Here is a 19775-nt window from a genome sequence, read left to right as displayed (position 1 = left end):
GGGGAGAGACTCAGTCCTCGAGGCGCGCGGTATCGGGCTCGGCTTCCAGCAAGCGGATGCGGCGGTTGTCGGCGTTGAGCACCGTGAACCGCCAGCCGCCGATCTCGGTATTCTCGCCGCGGCCGGGCAGATGGCCGAAGCGCTGCATCACCAGGCCGCCCAGGGTGTCGAACTCCTCGTCGGAGAAGCGCGTGCCGAAACGCTCATTGAAGTCCTCGATGGGGGTCAGGGCACGGATCGCGTAGCGCTCGTCGCCCAGTTCGCGGATATCCTCTTCCTCGTCGGTGTCGTGCTCGTCCTCGATGTCACCGACGATCTCCTCGAGGATATCCTCGATGGTCACGATCCCCGCGGTACCGCCGTACTCGTCCACCACCACCGCCATGTGGTTATGGGTGTCGCGGAACTCCTTGAGCAGGCTGTTGAGGCGCTTGGACTCGGGCACGAACATCGCCGGTCGCAGCACTTCCTCGAGCTGGAAGGGCAGGCCGTTGTCCTTGCCGTTGCGCAGCAGGGGGAGCAGGTCCTTGACCAGCAGGATGCCCTTCACCTCGTCGAGGTTCTCGCCGATCACCGGATAGCGGGAGTGGCCGGTTTCCAGGATCACCGGCAGGTATTCCTCGAGGGGCTGGTCGAGGGCGATGGCATTGACCTGGGAGCGCGGGATGAGCACCTCGCGGACCTGCTGGTCGCTGATGTTCAGCGCCCCCTCGATGATCATCATGGCGTCCTGCTCGAGCTTGAGCCGGGTCGCCGCCTGGCGCAGGAATTCCAGTAGCTCGTCCCGGGAGCTGGGCTCGTCGCTGTCGCTGGACAGGGCGCTGAACAACTTCTCGAGCCAGGACTTGTTGCCCTGGCTGGTCGATCGGTCTTCGCTCATGCGTCGGCTCTCTCGTCCTCGGTATCGGAATCGCGGTGCGGAGGGCTGGGGGTGAGATACGGATCGGCGATGCCCAGGCCCGCCAGGATGTCACGCTCGAGGGCTTCCATGGCCTCGGCCTCGTCGTCCTCGATATGGTCATGGCCCAGCAGGTGCAGGGTGCCGTGGACCACCATATGAGCGTAGTGAGCCGCGAGGCTCTTGTCCTGATCGCGGGCCTCGGCGAGCACCACGGGATGGCAGATCACCAGGTCGCCGAGCAGCGGCAGCGACACCCCCGGGGGGCACTCGAAGGGAAAGGACAGCACATTGGTGGGGCGGTCGCGGTCACGGTAGTCCCGGTTCAGGGTCCGGCTCTCCTCGCTGTCGACGAAGCGCACCGTCAACTCGCGGCGCGACTCCCCGGGGTGGCGGGTCAGCACGGCCGCCACCCAGCTCTCGAGCTCGGCCTGCCCGGGCAGGCCCTCGGCCTCCAGGGCCGCCTGGCGATCGACGCAGATCTCGCTCATGAACTCTCCTCGCCACCGTTCTGGCGGTCGCGGCGTTCCTGGCCCAGCTGCCTTTCCTGACGCAGGGCCTCGCGCTCCTGCTCCCGGGCCTCGCGCCGGGCGCGTTCCTCGGCCTCCTGCTCGGCCTCGAAGAGGTCGTAGGCCTCGATGATGCGCTGGACCAGCGGATGGCGCACCACGTCCTTGGCGGCGAAGTGGGTGACGCCGATCCCCGGGGTGCCCTTGAGCACGTCGAGCACCTGGATCAGGCCGGAAGTCTGGCCCCGCGGCAGGTCCACCTGGGTGATGTCGCCGGTGATCACCGCCGTCGAGCCGAAGCCGATGCGGGTCAGGAACATCTTCATCTGCTCGCGGGTCGTGTTCTGGCTCTCGTCGAGGATGATGAAGGCGTTGTTGAGGGTGCGCCCGCGCATGTAGGCCAGGGGCGCGATCTCGATCACCTGGCGCTCGATCAGCTTGGCCACCTGCTCGAAGCCGATCATCTCGTAGAGCGCATCATAGAGCGGGCGCAGGTAGGGGTCGATCTTCTGGGCCAGGTCGCCGGGCAGGAAGCCGAGCTTCTCGCCGGCCTCCACCGCGGGGCGCACCAGCAGGATGCGGCGCACCTCCTGCTGGTTGAGCGCCTCCACCGCGGCGGCCACGGCCAGGTAGGTCTTGCCGGTGCCGGCCGGGCCGATGCCGAAGTTGATATCGTGGGCGCGGATGCTCGAGACGTAGCTCTGCTGGTTGAGCCCCCGAGGCTTGATCAGCATCTTGGGGGTGCGCAACAGGACCTCGTCGTCGTCGCCCGAGCCCTCGTCCTCCTCCAGGGCCTGGAGGCCAGACTCCTGGAGGAACAGGTGCACGGTATCCGGCGTCAGGTCGCTGGCCTCGGCTTCGCGGTACAGGTGCTCGACGACGTTGGCGGCGGCCTTGACCCGGTGGCCGGGACCGGCCAACTGGAAGGCATTGCCGCGATTGCGCAGGGTGATGCCGAGCCGGGCCTCGATCAGCTTGAGGTGTTCGTCGCGCTGGCCGCACAGGTTGGCCAGGCGGCGCGGGTCGTTGGGCTCGAGGTTCAGCGTGATGATGCGGTTGGCCGGAGTGGATGGCTGGCTCAAGACAGGCGGGTCCGTGCGTTGATGGGTGTCGGGATCAGCTTACTGCCCCGGCAGGCGCCGGGGCAATGCAAGATGCAGCGCTCAGAAGCGTTGCGGGGAGGCCAGTTCGCCGCGCAGCGAGTTGGGCAGCGCCTCGGTGATCTCCACGTCGACGAAATAGCCGATCAGCTCGGTGGGGTTGGCCGCGCGGAAGTTGACCACCCGGTTGTTCTCGGTGCGCCCGGACAGCTGACCGGGGTCCTTGGGCGAGAAGCCGGTGACCAGGATGCGCTGGGTGCTGCCCACCATGCGCCGGCTGATCTGCATGGCCTGCTGGTTGATGCGCTCCTGGAGGATCGCCAGGCGCTGCTTCTTGACCGCCTCGGGGGTCTCGTCCGGCAGGTTGGCCGCCGGGGTCCCGGGGCGCGCCGAGTAGATGAAGCTGAACGAGACGTCGAAGCCGATGCGGCCGATCAGCTCCATGGTCGCCGCGAAGTCCTCCTCGGTCTCGCCGGGAAAGCCGATGATGAAGTCCGAGGAGAAGCTGATGTCGGGGCGCAGCTCGCGGATGCGCTCCAGCTTGTCGACGTATTCCTCGACGCTGTGGCCGCGCTTCATGGCGGCAAGCACGCGATCGGAGCCGGCCTGCACCGGCAGGTGCAGGTGGCTGACCAGTTCCGGGACCTCGTCGTAGGCCTCGATCAGGCTGTCGGAGAACTCCACCGGGTGCGAGGTGGTGAAGCGAATCCGGTCGATGCCCTCCACGGCGGCCACGCAGGCGATCAGCTCGGCCAGGTCGATCTCGTCGCCGAGCTGGTTCTCGCCGCGGTAGGCATTGACGTTCTGGCCCAGCAGGTTGATCTCGCGAACGCCCTGGTCGGCCAGGTGGATGACCTCGTCCATCACCGCCTCGAAGGGCCGCGAGATCTCCTCGCCGCGGGTATAGGGCACCACGCAGAAGGTACAGTACTTCGAGCAGCCCTCCATGATGGAAACGAAGGCGGTGGCGCCGTCCGAGCTCGGCTGCGGCAGGTGGTCGAACTTCTCGACCTCGGGGAAGGTGACGTCGACCACCGAGATCTGGTCGTCCTGGCGCGCGTCGAGCATCGACGGCACCCGGTGCAGGGTCTGGGGACCGAACACCATGTCCACATGGGGCGCGCGCTTGCGCAGCGCCTCGCCCTCCTGGCTGGCCACGCAGCCGCCGACGCCGATCACCAGCTCGGGGTTGGCCTCCTTGAGCTTCTTCCAGCGGCCCAGCTGGTGGAAGACCTTCTCCTGGGCCTTCTCGCGGATCGAGCAGGTGTTGAGCAGGATGACGTCGGCTTCGCGCTCGTCGTCGGTGAGCTCCAGCTGGTGGGATTCGCCGAGCAGATCCGCCATGCGCGCGGAATCGTACTCGTTCATCTGGCAGCCGTGCGTCTTGATGAAGAGTTTCTTCGCCATAAGAATAGGTCGTGGCGTCTTGGCCCGACGGGATACACCGGTGGATGGACGTTCGCAGGAAGGAGGCCGACAGGCCTTCCGATGAGGGCATCGATTATACGCACCGCCGGCGGGAGGGGCCAGGGTCGTCCGCTGGCGACGGTCGACTATGGTACCCTTGGGGCCGCCCGGGGGCCGGGCACGGGCGGTCGCCTGGTCAGCGAGTGACCGAAGTGTCGCGGCGGCAATAGCCATGCCCCCTGGCCGATGGTTTCCCGCGGTTTTCCCGACACTTGTCCACAGAAGCTGTGGACGACTACCGGCAGGCCCGCTTTCATCGCGGTGCGTTGCCGCAACGGGGTGCCGGCCAGCCGCCGCCATTGCCGCAGAGCAGCGCAAACAGAGCCTTGGACAGCCAGGAAGATGGCATGACGATGCAACGATGCAAGACACTGACAGTGGGCGTGTTACTCGGGGCCCTGGCCCTGCCGCTGCAGGCCCAGCAGAACGAGGCCACGGACGCCGCCCGCTGGGTCTCCGATGAACTCACCACCTATGTGCGCAGCGGTCCCACCGACGGCTACCGGATCGTCGGCACCCTGACCGCCGGCGCGCCGGTGGAGGTCCTCGAGACCAACGGCGACTATACCCGGGTGCGCAGCGAGAGCGGCGACGTGGTCTGGGTGCCGAGCAGCGAGCTGCAGGACAGCCCCAGCGCCCAGGTGCGCCTGCCGGAGCTCGAGGCGCGGGTCCAGGCGCTGTCCGAGGAACTGTCGGGCATCAACGAGACCTGGGAGAGCCGCATGGCCTCGATGACCGAGACCCTGGAGGTGCGGGAGCAGCGCATTGCCCAGCTCGAGGCGCGCAACCACGAGCTCGAAGGGGAAACGGAGCGGTCTCGCGCCACCCTTCGCGAGCTCCAGGCCCGCCTGGATACCCAGGAGGAGGACCTGCTGATGCGCTACTTCATGTATGGCGGCGGGGTGGCCGGTGCCGGCCTGCTGGTGGGCCTGATCATGCCGCACCTGCCGCGGCGGCGTCGCAAGCGCGACCGCTGGTTCTGAGGGGCACCGCCCATGGACAACCCATGGCTGCAGCGCTGGCGGGAAGGGCGCATCGGCTTCCACCGGGAGGCGGTGCACCCCGCGCTGATGCGCCACTGGCCTGGCCTGGGCATCCAGCCCGGCACCAAGGTACTGGTGCCGCTATGCGGCAAGAGTCTCGACATGCGCTGGCTGGCCAGCCACGACCATCCGGTGCTGGGCATCGAGCTCGCCGAGCCGGCCATCGAGCAGTTCCTGGCCGAGGGCGTGGGCGAGGTGTCCCGGTATCACCACGACAGCTTCGCGGTATGCCGCCAGGGCAGCGTGGAGCTGTGGTGCGGGGACTTCTTCCATTTCCATATCCAGCAGGCGGCGGAGATCGGGGCCTTCTATGACCGGGCGGCGCTGATCGCCCTGCCCGAGGCGACCCGCCAGCGCTACGCCTTCCACCTGGCCCAGCTGCTCCCCCCCGGGGCCCGGGGGTTGTTGATCAGCCTGACCCGGGCGCCGGGCGACGAGGGGGGGCCGCCCTACAGCGTCCATGCCGAGGAGCTGGACGCGCTCCTCTCGCCGAACTTCGCGCTTCGCCACCTCGAGGATGGGCGGCCCGAGCCCGGCAGCGGCTTCCGGGAGAGTGTCTGGAGTCTGACCCGCCGCGGCCCCAAGGTCTAAGCAATGTCTGACAAGTGTCTGCGCTCGGCAATACGGCGTTAAACATTAGCTCAAAAGTGCTCATTTACTAACTGTAAACTCCGCATTTTCACTAATGTTTGCCTTGTCTTGCCTTCGCTCGTCGTCTTTTCAGGCATGGCTAGGGGCGCAGTATCGTCGGGAACCAACGCCGAGGGCGCCCCATGGGGTGCCCTCGGTGTCTGCGCGGTCGCTCAGCGGGCCAGCAGTCGGCCCAGCTCGGGGTCCTTGAAGGCCCGGTCGAGGCCGTCGGAGAGCAGTCCCTGGATCATCTCGAGGTTGGCCTCCTGGTTCGGGCGTACCGCGTATTGCTGGGTGCGTCGCGAGGTGTAGGTGCCGGTGTAGGTGGTGCCGTCGTTGTGGGCCTCGGCGACCAGCACGGCCTCCAGCCGGGCGCTGCCGACCAGCGGCGGGCTGTCGCCGCGCTCGTAGCCCAGGTGGTCCAGGGTCAGGGTCAGGCGGGGACGGTCCGGCGCGGCCTCCCGGGTCGGGGAGAAGCCCATCTCCCGCACGGCCCGCTCGGCTTCGGCCTGGAGGCGAGGCTCCAGGGTCGCCGGGTCGACGATGATCACCGCGGTGGACATGGCGCTGCCGCTGCGGGTGCCGATCACCCCCTCGTCACGGCTGTCCACGGCGGTCACCGTCACGGCCTGGCCCTGGCCGGCGACCGGCACGGCGACGCTGCGCTTGGGGTCGGGCTGCAGATAGTGGGGGCTGGAGCAGCCGGCGAGCCAAACGCTCGCCAGCAGGATGATCGGAGCGAGCAATACGCGGCGACGCATGGGCGATTCTCCTGAAACAAGTGAGCTTCGAGTATATCGTCCCCGGGCCCAGGCCTGCAGCATTGGGCAGGCCGAGCGGGGCAGGACGGCATACACTGCAAGCATCAGCACAGGAAAGTCGTCATGATCCGACCCGCCACACCGGAGGATATGCCGGCCATCGTCGACATCTGGCGGCGTGCCTCCCGCCTGGCCCAGCCCTTCCTGGACGAGGAAGCGTGGACCGCCCGTGCCGAGGAGATGACCCGGCAGCGCCTGCCCGACTGCCGGATTCAGGTGCTCGACGCCGGCGGTCGGGCGGTCGGCTTCGCGGCCATGCGCGGCGAGCACCTCGAGGCGCTGTTCGTGGATCCCAAGGCCCAGGGCTACGGGCATGGCTCGGCGCTGATGGCCCATGTCATGGCGCTCAGCGAGCGCATCACCCTGAGGGTCTTCTCGCGCAACGTGCGCGCGGTCTCCTTCTACCGGCGGCTGGGGTTCCATGCCTACCTGGAAACCGAGGATCCGGCCAGCGGCGAGCCCGAGACCCTGATGGTCTGGACCCGCCGCCGGAGCTGCCGCGGTCGCGGCTGAGGCCCTGATCCGACCGGCGCGTGGGGGCCGCTAGAGCCCCATGGCCGAGGAGGTGGAGCGGCGCGGATCGGCCCCGCCGAAGAAGTGGCCGTCCTCGATCACGATCGACTGGGCGGCACCCATCGCCGACTCCTGGCTGAGGGTGTGGCCCTTGCCCTCCAGCAGCGCCTGGGTGTCGGGGCTGAAGCCGGCCTCGATGCGCAGCTCGTCGGGCAGCCACTGGTGGTGGATCCGCGGGGCACTGACCGCCGACTGGATGTTCATGTCGTGGTCGACCACATTCATCAGCACCTGCAGGGTGGTGGTGATGATCCGCGAGCCGCCGGGACTGCCGGTGATCAGGAAGTTCTTCCCGTCGCGCTTGACGATGGTCGGCGTCATCGATGACAGCATGCGCTTGCCCGGTTCGATCTTGTTGGCCTCGCCGCCGATCAGCCCATAGGCATTGGGCACCCCGGGCTTGGCGGAGAAGTCGTCCATCTCGTTGTTGAGCAGGAAGCCGGCGCCGTCGACGGCGATGCCCGAGCCATAGCTGAAGTTGATGGTGTAGGTGTTGGAGACCGCCAGGCCGTCGTCGTCGGCGATGGAGAAGTGGGTGGTCTCGTTGGATTCAAAGGGTAGCGGCTTGCCCGGCGCGATCGCCTCGCTCGGAGTGGCCCGGTCCATGGCGATCTGCTCGCGCAGCTCGTCGGCATAGCCCTCGGAGGTGATGCCCGCGAGAGGGACCTCGACGAAGTCGGTGTCGCCCAGGTACTGCGAGCGGTCGGCATAGGCACGCTTCATCGCCTCGGCCATCACGTGCATGGTGTTGGCCGAGCCGAAGCCCATCTGGCCGATGTCATAGGCCTCGAGGATGTTGAGCATCTGCACGATATGGGCCCCGCCGGAGGAGGGCGGGCTCATGGCGTAGACGTCGTAGCCGCGGTAGTTGCCGTGACTCGGTTCACGGATCACCGGCTGGTAGCCGGCCAGGTCCTCGAGGGTGATCAGGCCATCGTGGCGCTCCATCTCGGCGGCGATCAACTCGGCGGTCTCGCCCTCGTAGAACTCCCGTGGGCCCTGGTCGGCGATCCGTCGCAGGGTCGCCGCGAGGTCCGGCTGACGGAAGGTGTCCCCCACCTCGTAGGGGCTGCCGTCCTCCTTGAAGAACATCGCCCGGGTCGAGTCCCACTGGGTCAGTCGCTCGCCGGCCTCGCTCACGCCGTCGACGAAGCGCTGCGGGACCGCGAAGCCGTTCTCGGCCAGGCGGATCGCCGGGGCCAGTGCCTCGGCCAGGCTCAGGGTGCCGTACTTCTCCAGGGCCAGGGACAGGCCGGCCACGGTGCCGGGGACCCCGGCCGCCCGATGGGTGTAACGCGACCACTCGGAGACGGCGTTGCCGTCCTCGTCCTGGAACATGGTCTCGGTGGCGGCGGCCGGGGCGGTCTCCCGGTAGTCGATGGCGATGACCTCGTCGCTGTCCTCGTCGGAGATCAGCATGAAGCCGCCGCCGCCGATGTTGCCCGAGCGGGGCTGGGTGACCGCCAGGGCGAAGCCGGCGGTCACCGCGGCATCCACGGCGTTGCCGCCCGCGGCGAGGACCTCGCGGGCGACCTGGGAGGCCAGGAAGTGGCTGGTGGCCACCATGCCGCGGGACCCTTGCTCGGGGTGGAAGCGCTCGCCCTCGAGGATCGCCGGCTGGGCGAACAGCGGCGGGGCGCAGAGCAGGCTGCCGGCGAGCAGGGCGGCGCCCAGGGGGCGGGAAAGACGGTAGGGCGTCATGACAACTCCTTGTCGCGGATGGGGGACACGACTATCACTATCGACCGCGGCCGGTGATCCCGCAAGGCACACGAGGGGCCCCCGGATGCTGTTAGAATGCCGCCCATCGTGCCCATCGACTCTCACAGGACCGATCGTCGCCATGACCGATTCCCGCCCCGATTTCCAGATCGCCCCCTCGATCCTTTCCGCCGACTTCGCCCGGCTCGGCGAGGAGGTCGACGACGTGCTCGCCTCCGGCGCAGATATCGTCCACTTCGACGTGATGGACAACCACTATGTCCCCAACCTGACCATCGGCCCGATGGTCTGCGAGGCCCTGCGCAAGCATGGCGTGACCGCGCCCATCGACGCCCACCTGATGGTCAGGCCGGTGGATCGGCTGATCGGCGACTTCATCCAGGCCGGTGCCACCTACATCACCTTTCACCCCGAGGCCTCCGAGCACATCGACCGCTCCCTGCAGCTGATCCGCGACGGCGGCTGCAAGGCGGGGCTGGTGTTCAACCCGGCCACGCCGCTGTCCTTCCTCGACCACGTGATGGACAAGGTCGACATGGTGCTGCTGATGAGCGTCAACCCCGGCTTCGGGGGACAGTCGTTCATTCCCGGGACCCTGGACAAGCTGCGCGAGGCGCGCCGCCGCATCGATGCCTCGGGCCGGGATATCCGCCTCGAGATCGATGGTGGCGTCAAGGTCGACAACGTCGCCGAGATCGCCCGGGCCGGGGCGGACACCTTCGTGGCCGGCTCGGCGGTGTTCAAGGCGCGCAATACCGCCGACCCGCACCGCTACGACGGCGTCATCCGCGACTTCCGTCGGGCCCTGGCCGAGGTCTGAGGATGGCCGGGACGGCGCCAGCGGACTGGCACCTCTACGTGATCGAGACGGCCGGCGGCGCGCTCTATACCGGCATCACCACCGATGTCGCCCGACGCCTGAACGAACATCGCACCGGGCGCGGGGCCAAGGCCCTGCGTGGCAAGGGGCCGCTGGTTCTGCTATATCACGAACGCGTCGGCGAGCGTGGCGAGGCGCTGCGACGGGAAGCCGCCGTCAAGCGTCTCTCCGCCGCGGCGAAGCGGCAGTGGCTGGCCCGTCGCCGGGTCGGCGAATGACCACAATGGAGGCGGGGCGCGGCCTCGCCGGCACAGGGAGCCCCCCATGAACAGCCAGTGGATCACCGATGTCGTCCAGATGCAGGGCATGAACTTCATCATCAACCTGGTGGCGGCCGCCGCCATCTTCGTGATCGGGCGCTGGGCGGTGAAGCTCGCCCACCGCCTCTCGCTCAAGGCCATGCAGCGCGGCAAGTTCGACCCGCTGCTGGTGAAGTTCCTGGGCAATATCCTCTATGCCCTGCTGATGATCTTCGTCGTGCTGGCGGCGATCAGCCAGATGGGCATCCAGACCACCTCGCTGATCGCGGTGATCGGTGCCGCCGGCCTGGCCGTCGGCCTCGCCCTGCAGGGCTCGCTTGCCAACTTCGCCGCCGGGGTATTGGTGATCATCTTCCGGCCCTACAAGGTCGGTGACTACGTCGAGGCCGGTGGCGTGGCCGGGGTGATCGATGACGTCCAGATCTTCACCACCGAGCTCAAGACCGCCGACAACCGCAAGGTCATCGTGCCCAACGGCCAGATGATGAACGGCGCCATCACCAATTACTCCAGCCATGCCACCCGGCGGGTGGATCTGGTGGTGGGCGTCGGCTACGACGACGACATCGACACCGTGCGCCGGGTGCTGGAGGGCGTGGTGGCCGAGGATCCCCGGGTGCTGGAGGACCCGGCGCCGAACATTCGCATGAGCGCCATGGGCGACTCCAGCGTGAGCTGGATCGTGCGGCCCTGGGTCAAGGCGGAGGACTACTGGGACGTCCACTGGGAGATGACCGAGGAGATCAAGCGTCGCTTCGACGCCGAGGGCATCAGCATTCCCTTTCCCCAGCGCGACGTGCATGTCTACCACCACCCCGAGGCGGGGCCAGCACGCGGCGCGGCATCCCCCGAGCGCTGAGTCGCCCGACCCTGCGCAACGGGGCCGCCGGAGGTCCGGCGGCCCCTTGTCGTGCAGGGTCGGGCGGGGCTCAGTGCAGCTTGAGGCGCGGCTTGATGAAGCGGTTGAGGCCGTCGACCACCACCATCAGGCCGGTCTTGAGGGCGCCATGGATGGCGCGCTGGTGCATGCGATAGAGCGAGGCATAGAAGAGCTTGGCGAGATGCCCCTCGACGAACAGGCTGCGCGCCGAGGCCCCGCGCATCAGGCTGCCGATGGCGTCGAAGTGAGCCAGCGAGATCAGCGAGCCGCGATCGCGGAAGACGAACGGCTTGAGCGACCGGCCCTCGAGCCGGGCCGCCAGGTTGCGGTAGAGCCGGGTAGCCTGCTGGTGGGCGGCCTGGGCCCGCGGCGGGACGGTCGAGCCGTCCCGCTGGGGGCAGCTGGCGCAGTCGCCGAAGGCGAAGATGTGCTCGTCGTCGACGCTCTGCAGGGTCTCCGTCACCTTGAGGCGATGGTTGGGCTCGGTGGACAGGCCCAGCGTCGAGAGGAAGGCGGGCGCCTTGATGCCGGCGGCCCAGACGCTGAGGTCGGTCTCGATGCGCTCGCCGTCGGCGGTGACGATGGCGTGGGGCTCGACCTGGGTGACCCGGGTGCCCACATGGACGCCGACGCCCAGCCGCTCCAGCTCGGCGTGTACCGCCTGACTGATGCGGTCGGGCAGGACCGGCAGGACCTTGGGGGCCGCCTCGATCAGGTGCACCTCGAGGTGCTCGCTGTCCAGGGTGGTGAAGCCGTAGTTGTTGAGCATCTGGGAGGCGCCGTGGAGCTCGGCGGCGAGCTCCACGCCGGTGGCACCGGCCCCGACGATGCCGACCACCATGCGCGAGGGCGACTCCTGGGGAGTGTTGTAGCGCAGGAAGGCATTGAGCATGGCCTTGCGGAACGCCTCGGCCTGCTGGGGGCTGTCGAGGAAGTGGCAGTGCTCGCTCACCCCGGGGGTGCCGAAGTCGTTGCTGACGCTGCCGACGGCCATCACCAGCTCGTCGTAGGCCAGGGTGCGCGAGGGCAGCACCTCCTCGCCGTCGTCGTCGAGCACCGGGGCCAGGGTCAGGGTGCGGGCCTCGCGGTCCAGGTCGCACAGGGTGCCGAGCTGGAAGCGGTAGCCATTGGCCCGGGCGTGGCCCTGGTAGGATATCTCGTCGAGGCCGGAGTCCAGGGCGCCGGTGGCGACCTCGTGCAGCAGCGGTTTCCAGATGTGGGTGGAATTGCGGTCGACGAGCACGATCTCGGCACGCTTGCGCTTGCCGAACTTGCGGCCGAGCCGGGTCACCAGCTCGAGTCCGCCCGCGCCACCGCCGACCACCACGATACGTGGTAGGGTCATGGGAGACTCCTGAAAAGAGGATGGGAAGAGTGCTAAATGGGTCGCCTGGGTCAGGCCGGGGGTCTCGTTCGCTGTCATGGCCTGCGAGGCACCATGGCATCGTGAGGGCTCCGGCCGCGTAGCGGCGACGGCTGACCCTAGGATATGCCTCTTGCACGCCCCTGCCTATGCCCTCATTAGGGTAGGGCGGATATTTTTTTCGTAATATTACATGCATGGGGCGACGTCACCGCCGCCTTCCACCCGTTACCCGCTGTCCCGAGGAAACCGCTATGCACCCACTCCTGGCCGAAATCCGGCTGGTCGCTTTCGACCTCGACGGGACCCTGGTGGATTCCGTGCCCGACCTGGCCGCCGCGGTGGACGCCGCCCTGGGTGACGAGGGGCAGGCCGCGCCGGGCGAGGCCCGGGTGCGCGATTGGGTCGGCAACGGCTCCCGGGTGCTGATGGAGCGGGCCCTTCACGACGCCCTGGGCCAGCCGCCCTCGGCGGCGCGGCTCGAGTCGGTCCACGCCGGCTTCCTGGCCCACTATGGCCGCGCGCCCTGCGAGCGCACCCGGCTCTATCCCGGCGTGCGGACGGCACTCGACGGCCTGCGCGAGGCAGGGCTTTCGCTGGTGCTGGTGACCAACAAGCCCGCGGCCTTCATCGCGCCGATCCTCGAGCGCTTCGGCCTGGCCACGCACTTCGCCCTCTGCCTGGGGGGCGACAGCCTGCCACGCCGCAAGCCCGACCCCCTGCCGCTGACCCACGCCGCCAGCCGGTTGGCGGTACCGCCGCGCCACGGCCTGATGGTCGGCGATTCCCGTCACGACATCGCCGCCGGCAAGGCGGCGGGCTTTCGCACCCTGGCGGTCCCCTACGGCTACAACCACGGGGAGCCGGTGAGCCTGAGCCGGCCGGATGGCACAGTTGAATCGCTCGCGGAACTCGTTTAGGGTGATTTGGATTGCGCTATAATAAGGCGCGATGTCAATAGTTTTTCGTTATAACGGATCTCGCGATCTCCTCCGATGGACACTCGCATGACGCTGGATGCCTTTTCCCGCCGCACCGCCACCCGTTCTCCCGCATGCCCAGGCCTGACCGGCGGCTGGCGATGGTGACGCTCGCCTGACCGGACGCTCCCCAGGAGTGTCGCTCGACTGACCATCGTCTTTCCCACCGCGAGGACCCCGGGCCCATGATGACTCCCGAACGCTTCCGTGAGCTGGCCGAGGCCGGCTACAACCGCATCCCGGTCACCCGCGAGGTGCTGGCCGATCTCGACACGCCGCTGTCCACCTACCTCAAGCTCGCCGACGCCCCCTGGACCTTCCTGCTGGAGTCCGTGCAGGGCGGCGAGAAGTGGGGGCGCTACTCGATCATCGGGCTGCCCAGCCACGAGCGCATCGAGGTACGCGGATTCACCGTCAACCATATCGTCGACGGCCATGAGCAGGGCGCGGTGGAGGTCGCCGACCCGCTGGCCTGGATCGAGGACTTCCAGGCGCGCTTCAAGGTGCCCCGCCTCGACGACCAGCCGCGCTTCGACGGCGGCCTGGTCGGCTATTTCGGCTACGACACCATCCGCTATATCGAGCCGCGCCTGCGCGGCGTGGAGAAGCCGGATCCGCTGGGCGTGCCGGACATCCTGTTGCTGGTGTGCAACGAGCTGGTGGTGTTCGACAACCTCTCCGGCCGCCTGACCCTGTGGACCCATGCCGACCCCGTCGAGCCGGAGGCCTACCGCCAGGCGGTCGCCCGGCTGGGGCGGCTCGAGGCGTCGCTGCGCGAGACGGCCATCCGGGCCGGCAGCCCCGGCACCGGTCGGGCCGCGGTGGAGGAGGGGCACTTCACCTCGGGCTTCACCGAAGAGGGCTTCAAGGCCGCGGTGGAGACCATCAAGGAATACGTGCTGGCCGGCGACATCATGCAGTGCGTGCCCTCCCAGCGCATGTCGATCCCCTACCAGGCGCCGCCGCTGGACCTCTACCGGGCGCTGCGCAGCCTGAATCCCTCGCCCTACATGTTCTACTTCAATCTGGGCGACCATCAGGTGGTGGGCTCCTCGCCGGAGATCCTCACCCGCCTGGAGGATGGCGAGGTCACCGTGCGGCCGATCGCCGGCACCCGGGTGCGCGGCCGCAGCGAGGAGGAGGACCGTGCGCTGGAGGCCGACCTGCTGGCCGATCCCAAGGAGCTCGCCGAGCACCTGATGCTGATCGACCTGGGCCGCAATGATGTCGGCCGCATCAGCGAGACCGGCTCGGTGAAGGTCTCCGACCAGATGGTGGTGGAACGCTATTCCCACGTGATGCACATCGTCTCCAACGTCACCGGCCGTCTCAAGCCGGGGCTCTCGGCCATGGATGCCCTGCGCGCCACCTTCCCGGCGGGCACCCTCTCCGGGGCGCCGAAGATTCGCGCCATGGAGATCATCGACGAGTTGGAGCCGGTCAAGCGCGGGGTCTACTCCGGGGCCGTGGGCTATCTCTCCTGGCACGGCAACATGGATACCGCCATCGCCATCCGTACCGCGGTGATCAAGGACGGCGAGCTGCACGTCCAGGCCGGCGCCGGAGTGGTCGCCGACTCGGTGCCCGAGCTCGAGTGGCAGGAGACCCTCAACAAGGGGCGGGCGCTGTTCCGCGCCGTGGCCATGGCCGAGCACGGCCTGGACAACCTGGAGTCGCCTTGACAGGGATCGCCGTCGGACAGCACTATTGCCTCATGAACGCATCGCGATACACAGTCGGTCCGAACCCGTGGTGGCGCTCCTGAGCGAGGGGGCGGCACGCTTGCGACCGAAGGAAATGCCGCCGTCAGGGCGGCATTTTTGTGTCTACGCATCCCTGCACGGCTGGCGCATGCCCTTAGACCGATCCGGGTAAGCCCCTGGCTAACGCCAGGCAAGATGCCAACGTAACCGCAGTAAGAACAGGACGCTATTGCCATGTCCGTGCTGATGATCGACAACTACGACAGTTTCACCTTCAACGTGGTGCAGTACCTCGGTGAGCTGGGGGCCGAGGTGGCCACCTACCGCAACGATGCCATCACCCTGGAGCAGATCGAGGCCCTGGCCCCGAGCCACCTGGTGATCTCGCCGGGCCCCTGCACGCCCAACGAGGCGGGGATCGCCATGGCGGCGATCCGCCACTTCGCCGGCCGGCTGCCGATCCTCGGCATCTGCCTGGGCCACCAGGCCATCGGCCAGGTCTACGGCGGCAAGGTGCTGCGCGCCCCCCAGGTGATGCATGGCAAGACCTCGCGGATCCGCCACCTCGGGACGGGGGTCTTCGCCGGCCTCGAGGATCCCCTGGAAGTCACCCGCTACCACTCGCTGGTGGTGGAACGCGAGAGCCTGCCGGACTGCCTGGAGGTCACCGCCTGGACCGACGCCGATGACGTCACCCCCGGGTTGGTGATGGGCATGCGCCACCGCGAGCTGGACATCGAGGGCGTCCAGTTCCACCCCGAATCGATCCTCACGCGCCAGGGCCACGCGCTGCTGGCCAACTTTCTTGAGCGTCGTTGATACGTGCCATTGCCAAAGGAGAAGACGGCCATGCAGATGCGCGAAGCCCTCGGCGCGGTGTTGCGCCGCGAGGACCTTAGCTTCGACCAGACCCACCGGGTGATGATGACCATCATGACCGGGGAGGCCACCGACGCCCAGGTCGCCGCCTTCCTGATGGGCATGGCGATGAAGGGCGAGTCTGCCGAGGAGATCAGCGCCGCCGCCCAGGTGATGCGCGAGCTGATGACGCCGGTGCGACTGAACGCCGAGAACGTGGTGGACATCGTCGGCACCGGTGGTGACGGCGCCAACCTGTTCAATGTCTCCACCGCGGCGAGTTTCGTCGCCGCCGCCGGCGGCGCCCACGTGGCCAAGCACGGCAACCGCGGGGTGTCCTCGTCCTCGGGCAGCGCCGACCTGTTCGCCGTGGCCGGCATCGACCTGGACCTGGACCCGGGGCAGGTGGAGCGCTGCATCGAGGAGGTCGGCGTCGGCTTCATGTTCGCGCCGAACCACCATCCGGCCATGCGCCATGCCATCACGGCGCGCCGCGAGATGGGCGTGCGCACCCTGTTCAATATCCTCGGGCCGCTGACCAACCCGGCCGGTGCCCCCAACCAGCTGCTGGGCGTCTATTCGGTCTCGCTGTTGCCGCTGATGGCCGAGGTGCTGCGTCGCCTGGGCAGCGAGCACGTGCTGGTGGTCTGCGCCGAGGATGGCCTGGACGAGATCTCGCTGGCGGCGCCGACGCGGGTGGCCGAGCTCAAGGACGGCGAGATCCGCGAGTACACCATCGCCCCCGAGGACTTCGGCATCGCCCGCCACGACCTCGACGCCCTGCGGGTGCAGACCGCCGAGGACAGCCTGCGCCTGGTGCAGCAGGCCCTGGTGGGCGAGGGGCCGGCGGCGGACATCGTGGCGCTCAATGCCGGGGCGGCCCTCTACGCCGCCGGGGTCGCCGACACCCTCAAGGAGGGCGTCGCCATGGCCCAGGATGCCCAGGATGCCAAGCTGGCCCTGGAGAAGCTCAAGGAACTGACCAACTTCACCCGCGTCTTCGCCCAATAGGCCGCTACCCAGGACACCGACATGACCGCATCTTCCGAGACCCCGACCATCCTGACCCGCATCCTGGCGCGCAAGGACGAGGAGGTCGCCGAGCGCCAACGGGCCGTGCCGGAGGCCGAGCTGTTGCGTCAGGCCGCCGAGCAATCCGCGCCGCGGGGCTTCGTGGCGGCCCTGGATGCGTGCATCCGCGACGGCGACCCCGGCGTCATCGCCGAGATCAAGAAGGCCTCGCCGTCCCGGGGGGTGATCCGCGAGGACTTCCATCCCGGCGAGATCGCCGAGCGCTACGCGGCCGGGGGGGCGGCCTGCCTGTCGGTGCTCACCGACGCCGATTTCTTCCAGGGCCACGAGGACTTCCTGATCGAGGCCCGGCAAGCCTGCGCGCTGCCGGTGATCCGCAAGGACTTCATCACCCACGGCTACCAGGTCAGCGAGGCCCGGGCCATCGGCGCCGACTGCATCCTGCTGATCGTCGCCGCCCTGGACGACGCGCGCCTGGCGGCGCTTTACCGCCAGGCGACCGAGCTCGGCATGGACGTGCTGGTCGAGGTCCACGATGCCCGGGAACTGGAACGCGCCCTGGCGCTGGACCTGCGCCTGGTGGGCATCAACAACCGCGACCTGCACACCTTCGACACCCGGCTCGAGACCACCCTGGAGTTGCTCGAGCGCATTCCCCCCGAGGTTACCGTGATCACCGAATCGGGCATCCACACCCGTGGCGACGTGCTGCGCATGCGCGAGCACGATGTCCACGGCTTCCTGGTGGGCGAGGCCTTCATGCGTCGCGAGGACCCCGGCGAGGCCCTGCGCGAGCTGTTCTTCTAGGCGCCGGCCTTCCATGCGTCTCCGCTCGCCCCGGCTGCCATGCAGCCGGGGCGATTGCGTTCCGGAGCGGGGAAAGGCTCAGCTGGCCGGCGGGGCCTGGCGCGCCGGGGAGTCGGCGAAGATCAGGCTGACCAGGGTATCCCCGCGGCGCGGGGTCAGGCCGCCCTCGGCGGTGGCCAGGCGCAACCGCCCCGAGGGTCCGATGCACAGCATGGGCAGCCAATGGCCGTTGTGGGCCTGGCGCAGGGGCTCCATGCGAAACTTCTCGCCGCAGCGCTCGCGGCATACCTCGCCGCCGTCCTCCACCAGCCGCGACAGCCTGGCGAAGGTCACCTCGCGACCGAACAGCAGCGGCAGGTGGTCCAGGGCCTGGGCATGGGGACGGTTGGCGCGGCGCCCCTCATCGACCGCTAGCCGGAACACCCGGTCGCGGCCCAGCAGGTGCTCGAAGTGCAGCGCCGCCAGGGCGTTGAGCTCGCGATAGGGGGAGAGCGGCAGCAGGTAGCCGATGCCGCTGAGCTCCAGGTGCTGGGCGGCGTGCTCCGAGAGCGGGTCGCCGTAGTAGGTGGTCAGTCCCGCCCGCTGGGCCAACTGGATGGCATCCCAGCTGCTGTCGGCCAGCACCACGCTGACCCCGGCCGCCTGCAGCTGGCTGCCCACCGCGCGCGCCACCTGGTTGGCGCCGATGATCAGCACGCCGTCGGGGGAGGGACGCTGTACCCCCAGCCAGCGGGCCAGGGGCCGCGACAGCAGGCTCTGGCTGACCACGGTGCTGATGATCACCAGGAAGGTGACCGGGACCAGCATCTCGGCACCGGGCATGCCGATCTCCTCCAGGCGCAGGGCGAACAGCGAGGCCGTGGCCGCCGCGACGATGCCCCGCGGCGAGATGAAGGCCAGCAGCGCCTTCTCGCGCGGTTCCAACTGGCTGCCCAGGGTGCACAGCCACACCGCCAGCGGGCGGGCGACGCCCACCAGCACGGCCAGGAAGGCCCAGGCCGGCCAGCCCAGCAGCGCCAGCTGCTCCACCGTCAGCCGCGCGGCGAGCAGGATGAACAGCCCCGAGATCAGCAGCACCGACAGGGTTTCCTTGAACTCGATGATCGGCCGGGTCGGCACCCCCCGCATGTTGGCCAGCCAGGCGCCCATCACCGTGACGGTCAGCAGCCCCGACTCGTGGAACAGCAGGTTGGACAGCGAGAACAGCGCCAGCATCATCATCAGGGTGCCGAAGCTGTGCAGCTGGCGGGGCAGCCAATGGCGGCGCAGCACCTGGCCCCACAGGTGGCCGCCGGCGATGCCCAGGCCGAAGCCGATCAGCGCGGTCTTGCCGAACAGCAGCAGGGTCTGGGTGGCGGCATCGCTGCCCGAGCCCAGGGCCACGAACTCGTAGACCAGCACCGCCCCGATGGCGCCCACCGGGTCGATCAGGATGCCCTCCCAGCGCAGGATCTGGGTGAGGTGCTCCCGGGCGCGCAGGGTCTGCAGCATCGGCAGGATCACCGTGGGGCCGGTGACCACCAGCAGCGCCCCCAGCACGCTGGCCATCTGCCACGACAGGCCCAGCAGGGCGTGTGCCGCCAGGGTGGCGGTGACGCCGGTGATCAGCGCCCCCCAGGTCACCAGGCGGCGGACCGTGCGGCCATGGCCGCCGAGCTCGCGGAAGCTCAGGGTCAGGCTACCCTCGAAGAGGATCACCGCCACCGCCAGGGAGACCAGCGGGAACAGCAGCTCGCCGAATAGCGCATCGGGGTCGAGCAGCCCGGTGACCGGGCCTGCGGCGATGCCGGCCACCAGCAACATCAGGATCGCCGGCAGCTTCAGCTGCCAGGCGAGCCATTGGCAGATCAGCGCCATCAAGCCGATCATCGCCAGGTCGAAGCCGGCATGCTCCATGGTCGATGCTCTCTCTGGGGGTAAAGGGCGCGCAGCCTAGCGTCGCCGGGCCCGACATGCAATCCATCGGCGCGATGAAGGATGTCGATACCGTTCTAGCGACGGAATAACCACAGCAGCAGCGTCAGCACGACGCTGATCAGCAGCATGGTGGTGAGGGGGACGTAGACGGTGGTGTTGCCGCGGCGGATCAGGAGATCGCCCGGCAGGTGGCCCAGGGGCAACTTGCCGAGCCAGGGCCACAGGACCCCGGCGGCGACCAGCAGCAGGCCGGTAAGGATCAGCGTCTTCGACATCTCGCCTCCTCATTGCCGGGGCTGTTCAGGCGACTGTTCTGCGAGGAGGCGCTGTGA

Annotated in this window: 20 protein-coding genes; 11 read left to right on the top strand and 9 right to left on the bottom strand. The window is 68.6% G+C overall.

Translation table 11 applies throughout. The features are described 5' to 3' along the window. Positions 1-10 precede the first annotated feature (10 nt). The 4 genes from QWY76_RS18655 to miaB all read right to left on the bottom strand — a co-directional run bounded on the left by QWY76_RS18655 (position 11) and on the right by miaB (position 3914). Complete coding sequence (locus tag QWY76_RS18655; protein WP_290313019.1) at positions 11-880, bottom strand: CorC family transporter; 870 nt, start codon at positions 878-880, stop codon at positions 11-13. Next, the gene (ybeY, locus tag QWY76_RS18650) at positions 877-1389 is read right to left on the bottom strand and encodes an rRNA maturation RNase YbeY (protein ID WP_290313017.1); all 513 of its coding nucleotides are present in this window, start codon (positions 1387-1389) and stop codon (positions 877-879) included. Before ybeY ends, QWY76_RS18655 begins: the two co-directional genes overlap by 4 nt. Next, positions 1386-2489 (bottom strand): PhoH family protein, encoded by a 1104-nt coding sequence (locus QWY76_RS18645; RefSeq protein ID WP_290313015.1) that lies wholly within the window; start codon positions 2487-2489, stop codon positions 1386-1388. The genes ybeY and QWY76_RS18645 overlap by 4 nt, the downstream gene beginning before the upstream one ends. An 81-nt stretch (positions 2490-2570) precedes the next feature. Continuing rightward, complete coding sequence (miaB, locus tag QWY76_RS18640; protein ID WP_290313014.1) at positions 2571-3914, bottom strand: tRNA (N6-isopentenyl adenosine(37)-C2)-methylthiotransferase MiaB; 1344 nt, start codon at positions 3912-3914, stop codon at positions 2571-2573. A gap of 407 nt (positions 3915-4321) precedes the next feature. Here miaB and QWY76_RS18635 point away from each other — a divergent pair, with 407 nt between their 5' ends. Further along, positions 4322-4957, top strand: a complete 636-nt coding sequence (locus QWY76_RS18635) for a TIGR04211 family SH3 domain-containing protein (protein ID WP_290313013.1) — start codon at positions 4322-4324, stop codon at positions 4955-4957. A gap of 12 nt (positions 4958-4969) precedes the next feature. Then, positions 4970-5608, top strand: coding sequence for a thiopurine S-methyltransferase (locus QWY76_RS18630; RefSeq protein WP_290313012.1), 639 nt, complete (start codon positions 4970-4972; stop codon positions 5606-5608). A gap of 212 nt (positions 5609-5820) precedes the next feature. Here the strand turns inward: QWY76_RS18630 and QWY76_RS18625 are convergent, their stop codons facing one another. After that, a complete protein-coding gene (locus QWY76_RS18625) occupies positions 5821-6408 on the bottom strand; it encodes a YajG family lipoprotein (protein ID WP_290313011.1) in 588 nt (195 codons plus the stop codon). Positions 6409-6531: 123 nt separating this feature from the next. Between QWY76_RS18625 and QWY76_RS18620 the strand changes: the two genes are divergently transcribed. Then, positions 6532-6981, top strand: coding sequence for a GNAT family N-acetyltransferase (locus tag QWY76_RS18620; RefSeq protein WP_290313009.1), 450 nt, complete (start codon positions 6532-6534; stop codon positions 6979-6981). 30 nt (positions 6982-7011) lie between these two features. On the opposite strand, the gene ggt is transcribed toward QWY76_RS18620, so the two are convergent. Then, complete coding sequence (gene ggt / locus QWY76_RS18615) at positions 7012-8742, bottom strand: gamma-glutamyltransferase (RefSeq protein ID WP_290313008.1); 1731 nt, start codon at positions 8740-8742, stop codon at positions 7012-7014. A gap of 142 nt (positions 8743-8884) precedes the next feature. Here ggt and rpe point away from each other — a divergent pair, with 142 nt between their 5' ends. From rpe to QWY76_RS18600, 3 genes are read left to right on the top strand one after another with little or no spacing between them, the layout of a single operon-like run. Beyond that, positions 8885-9583: a ribulose-phosphate 3-epimerase gene (gene rpe / locus QWY76_RS18610; RefSeq protein WP_290313007.1), complete on the top strand. Its 699-nt coding sequence runs from the start codon at positions 8885-8887 to the stop codon at positions 9581-9583. Positions 9584-9585: 2 nt separating this feature from the next. Further along, positions 9586-9861, top strand: coding sequence for a GIY-YIG nuclease family protein (locus QWY76_RS18605; RefSeq protein ID WP_290313006.1), 276 nt, complete (start codon positions 9586-9588; stop codon positions 9859-9861). A gap of 46 nt (positions 9862-9907) precedes the next feature. Next, positions 9908-10762, top strand: a complete 855-nt coding sequence (locus tag QWY76_RS18600; RefSeq protein WP_290313004.1) for a mechanosensitive ion channel family protein — start codon at positions 9908-9910, stop codon at positions 10760-10762. A 70-nt stretch (positions 10763-10832) separates the two neighbouring features. Here QWY76_RS18600 and QWY76_RS18595 read toward each other — a convergent pair whose 3' ends face one another. Then, entirely contained in the window at positions 10833-12128 is a 1296-nt protein-coding gene (locus QWY76_RS18595; RefSeq protein WP_290313003.1) for an NAD(P)/FAD-dependent oxidoreductase, read from the bottom strand. 272 nt (positions 12129-12400) lie between these two features. Between QWY76_RS18595 and QWY76_RS18590 the strand changes: the two genes are divergently transcribed. From QWY76_RS18590 to trpC, 5 genes are all read left to right on the top strand, one after another. Then, entirely contained in the window at positions 12401-13066 is a 666-nt protein-coding gene (locus tag QWY76_RS18590) for a phosphoglycolate phosphatase (RefSeq protein ID WP_290313001.1), read from the top strand. A 248-nt stretch (positions 13067-13314) separates the two neighbouring features. Continuing rightward, a complete protein-coding gene (gene trpE / locus QWY76_RS18585) occupies positions 13315-14808 on the top strand; it encodes an anthranilate synthase component I (protein ID WP_290313068.1) in 1494 nt (497 codons plus the stop codon). A 255-nt stretch (positions 14809-15063) separates the two neighbouring features. Beyond that, entirely contained in the window at positions 15064-15648 is a 585-nt protein-coding gene (locus QWY76_RS18580; protein WP_290312999.1) for an anthranilate synthase component II, read from the top strand. A gap of 30 nt (positions 15649-15678) precedes the next feature. Then, positions 15679-16698 (top strand): anthranilate phosphoribosyltransferase, encoded by a 1020-nt coding sequence (gene trpD / locus QWY76_RS18575; RefSeq protein WP_290312998.1) that lies wholly within the window; start codon positions 15679-15681, stop codon positions 16696-16698. Positions 16699-16719: 21 nt separating this feature from the next. Continuing rightward, complete coding sequence (gene trpC / locus QWY76_RS18570; RefSeq protein ID WP_290312997.1) at positions 16720-17526, top strand: indole-3-glycerol phosphate synthase TrpC; 807 nt, start codon at positions 16720-16722, stop codon at positions 17524-17526. A gap of 78 nt (positions 17527-17604) precedes the next feature. On the opposite strand, the gene QWY76_RS18565 is transcribed toward trpC, so the two are convergent. Beyond that, positions 17605-19422, bottom strand: a complete 1818-nt coding sequence (locus tag QWY76_RS18565) for a cation:proton antiporter (protein WP_290312996.1) — start codon at positions 19420-19422, stop codon at positions 17605-17607. A gap of 95 nt (positions 19423-19517) precedes the next feature. Beyond that, complete coding sequence (locus QWY76_RS18560; protein WP_290312995.1) at positions 19518-19718, bottom strand: DUF2905 domain-containing protein; 201 nt, start codon at positions 19716-19718, stop codon at positions 19518-19520. Positions 19719-19775 lie beyond the last annotated feature (57 nt).

Source organism: Halomonas maura (assembly GCF_030409305.1).
GTDB classification, from domain to species: Bacteria; Pseudomonadota; Gammaproteobacteria; order Pseudomonadales; family Halomonadaceae; genus Halomonas; species Halomonas maura.
The sequence above is the reverse complement of the archived record's forward strand: the minus strand, read 5'-3'. Positions and strand labels throughout refer to the sequence as shown.

Excerpts from the sequence above, each read along its gene's own strand:
- rpe (WP_290313007.1), top strand. The coding sequence starts at position 8,885 with ATGACCGATTCCCGCCCCGATTTCCAGATCGCCCCCTCGATCCTTTCC.
- QWY76_RS18625 (WP_290313011.1), bottom strand. The coding sequence starts at position 6,408 with ATGCGTCGCCGCGTATTGCTCGCTCCGATCATCCTGCTGGCGAGCGTT.
- QWY76_RS18565 (WP_290312996.1), bottom strand. The coding sequence starts at position 19,422 with ATGGAGCATGCCGGCTTCGACCTGGCGATGATCGGCTTGATGGCGCTG.
- QWY76_RS18630 (WP_290313012.1), top strand. The coding sequence starts at position 4,970 with ATGGACAACCCATGGCTGCAGCGCTGGCGGGAAGGGCGCATCGGCTTC.
- miaB (WP_290313014.1), bottom strand. The coding sequence starts at position 3,914 with ATGGCGAAGAAACTCTTCATCAAGACGCACGGCTGCCAGATGAACGAG.
- QWY76_RS18595 (WP_290313003.1), bottom strand. The coding sequence starts at position 12,128 with ATGACCCTACCACGTATCGTGGTGGTCGGCGGTGGCGCGGGCGGACTC.
- QWY76_RS18600 (WP_290313004.1), top strand. The coding sequence starts at position 9,908 with ATGAACAGCCAGTGGATCACCGATGTCGTCCAGATGCAGGGCATGAAC.
- trpE (WP_290313068.1), top strand. The coding sequence starts at position 13,315 with ATGACTCCCGAACGCTTCCGTGAGCTGGCCGAGGCCGGCTACAACCGC.
- QWY76_RS18605 (WP_290313006.1), top strand. The coding sequence starts at position 9,586 with ATGGCCGGGACGGCGCCAGCGGACTGGCACCTCTACGTGATCGAGACG.
- QWY76_RS18580 (WP_290312999.1), top strand. The coding sequence starts at position 15,064 with ATGTCCGTGCTGATGATCGACAACTACGACAGTTTCACCTTCAACGTG.
- QWY76_RS18560 (WP_290312995.1), bottom strand. The coding sequence starts at position 19,718 with ATGTCGAAGACGCTGATCCTTACCGGCCTGCTGCTGGTCGCCGCCGGG.
- ybeY (WP_290313017.1), bottom strand. The coding sequence starts at position 1,389 with ATGAGCGAGATCTGCGTCGATCGCCAGGCGGCCCTGGAGGCCGAGGGC.
- ggt (WP_290313008.1), bottom strand. The coding sequence starts at position 8,742 with ATGACGCCCTACCGTCTTTCCCGCCCCCTGGGCGCCGCCCTGCTCGCC.
- trpD (WP_290312998.1), top strand. The coding sequence starts at position 15,679 with ATGCAGATGCGCGAAGCCCTCGGCGCGGTGTTGCGCCGCGAGGACCTT.
- QWY76_RS18655 (WP_290313019.1), bottom strand. The coding sequence starts at position 880 with ATGAGCGAAGACCGATCGACCAGCCAGGGCAACAAGTCCTGGCTCGAG.
- QWY76_RS18620 (WP_290313009.1), top strand. The coding sequence starts at position 6,532 with ATGATCCGACCCGCCACACCGGAGGATATGCCGGCCATCGTCGACATC.
- trpC (WP_290312997.1), top strand. The coding sequence starts at position 16,720 with ATGACCGCATCTTCCGAGACCCCGACCATCCTGACCCGCATCCTGGCG.
- QWY76_RS18635 (WP_290313013.1), top strand. The coding sequence starts at position 4,322 with ATGACGATGCAACGATGCAAGACACTGACAGTGGGCGTGTTACTCGGG.
- QWY76_RS18590 (WP_290313001.1), top strand. The coding sequence starts at position 12,401 with ATGCACCCACTCCTGGCCGAAATCCGGCTGGTCGCTTTCGACCTCGAC.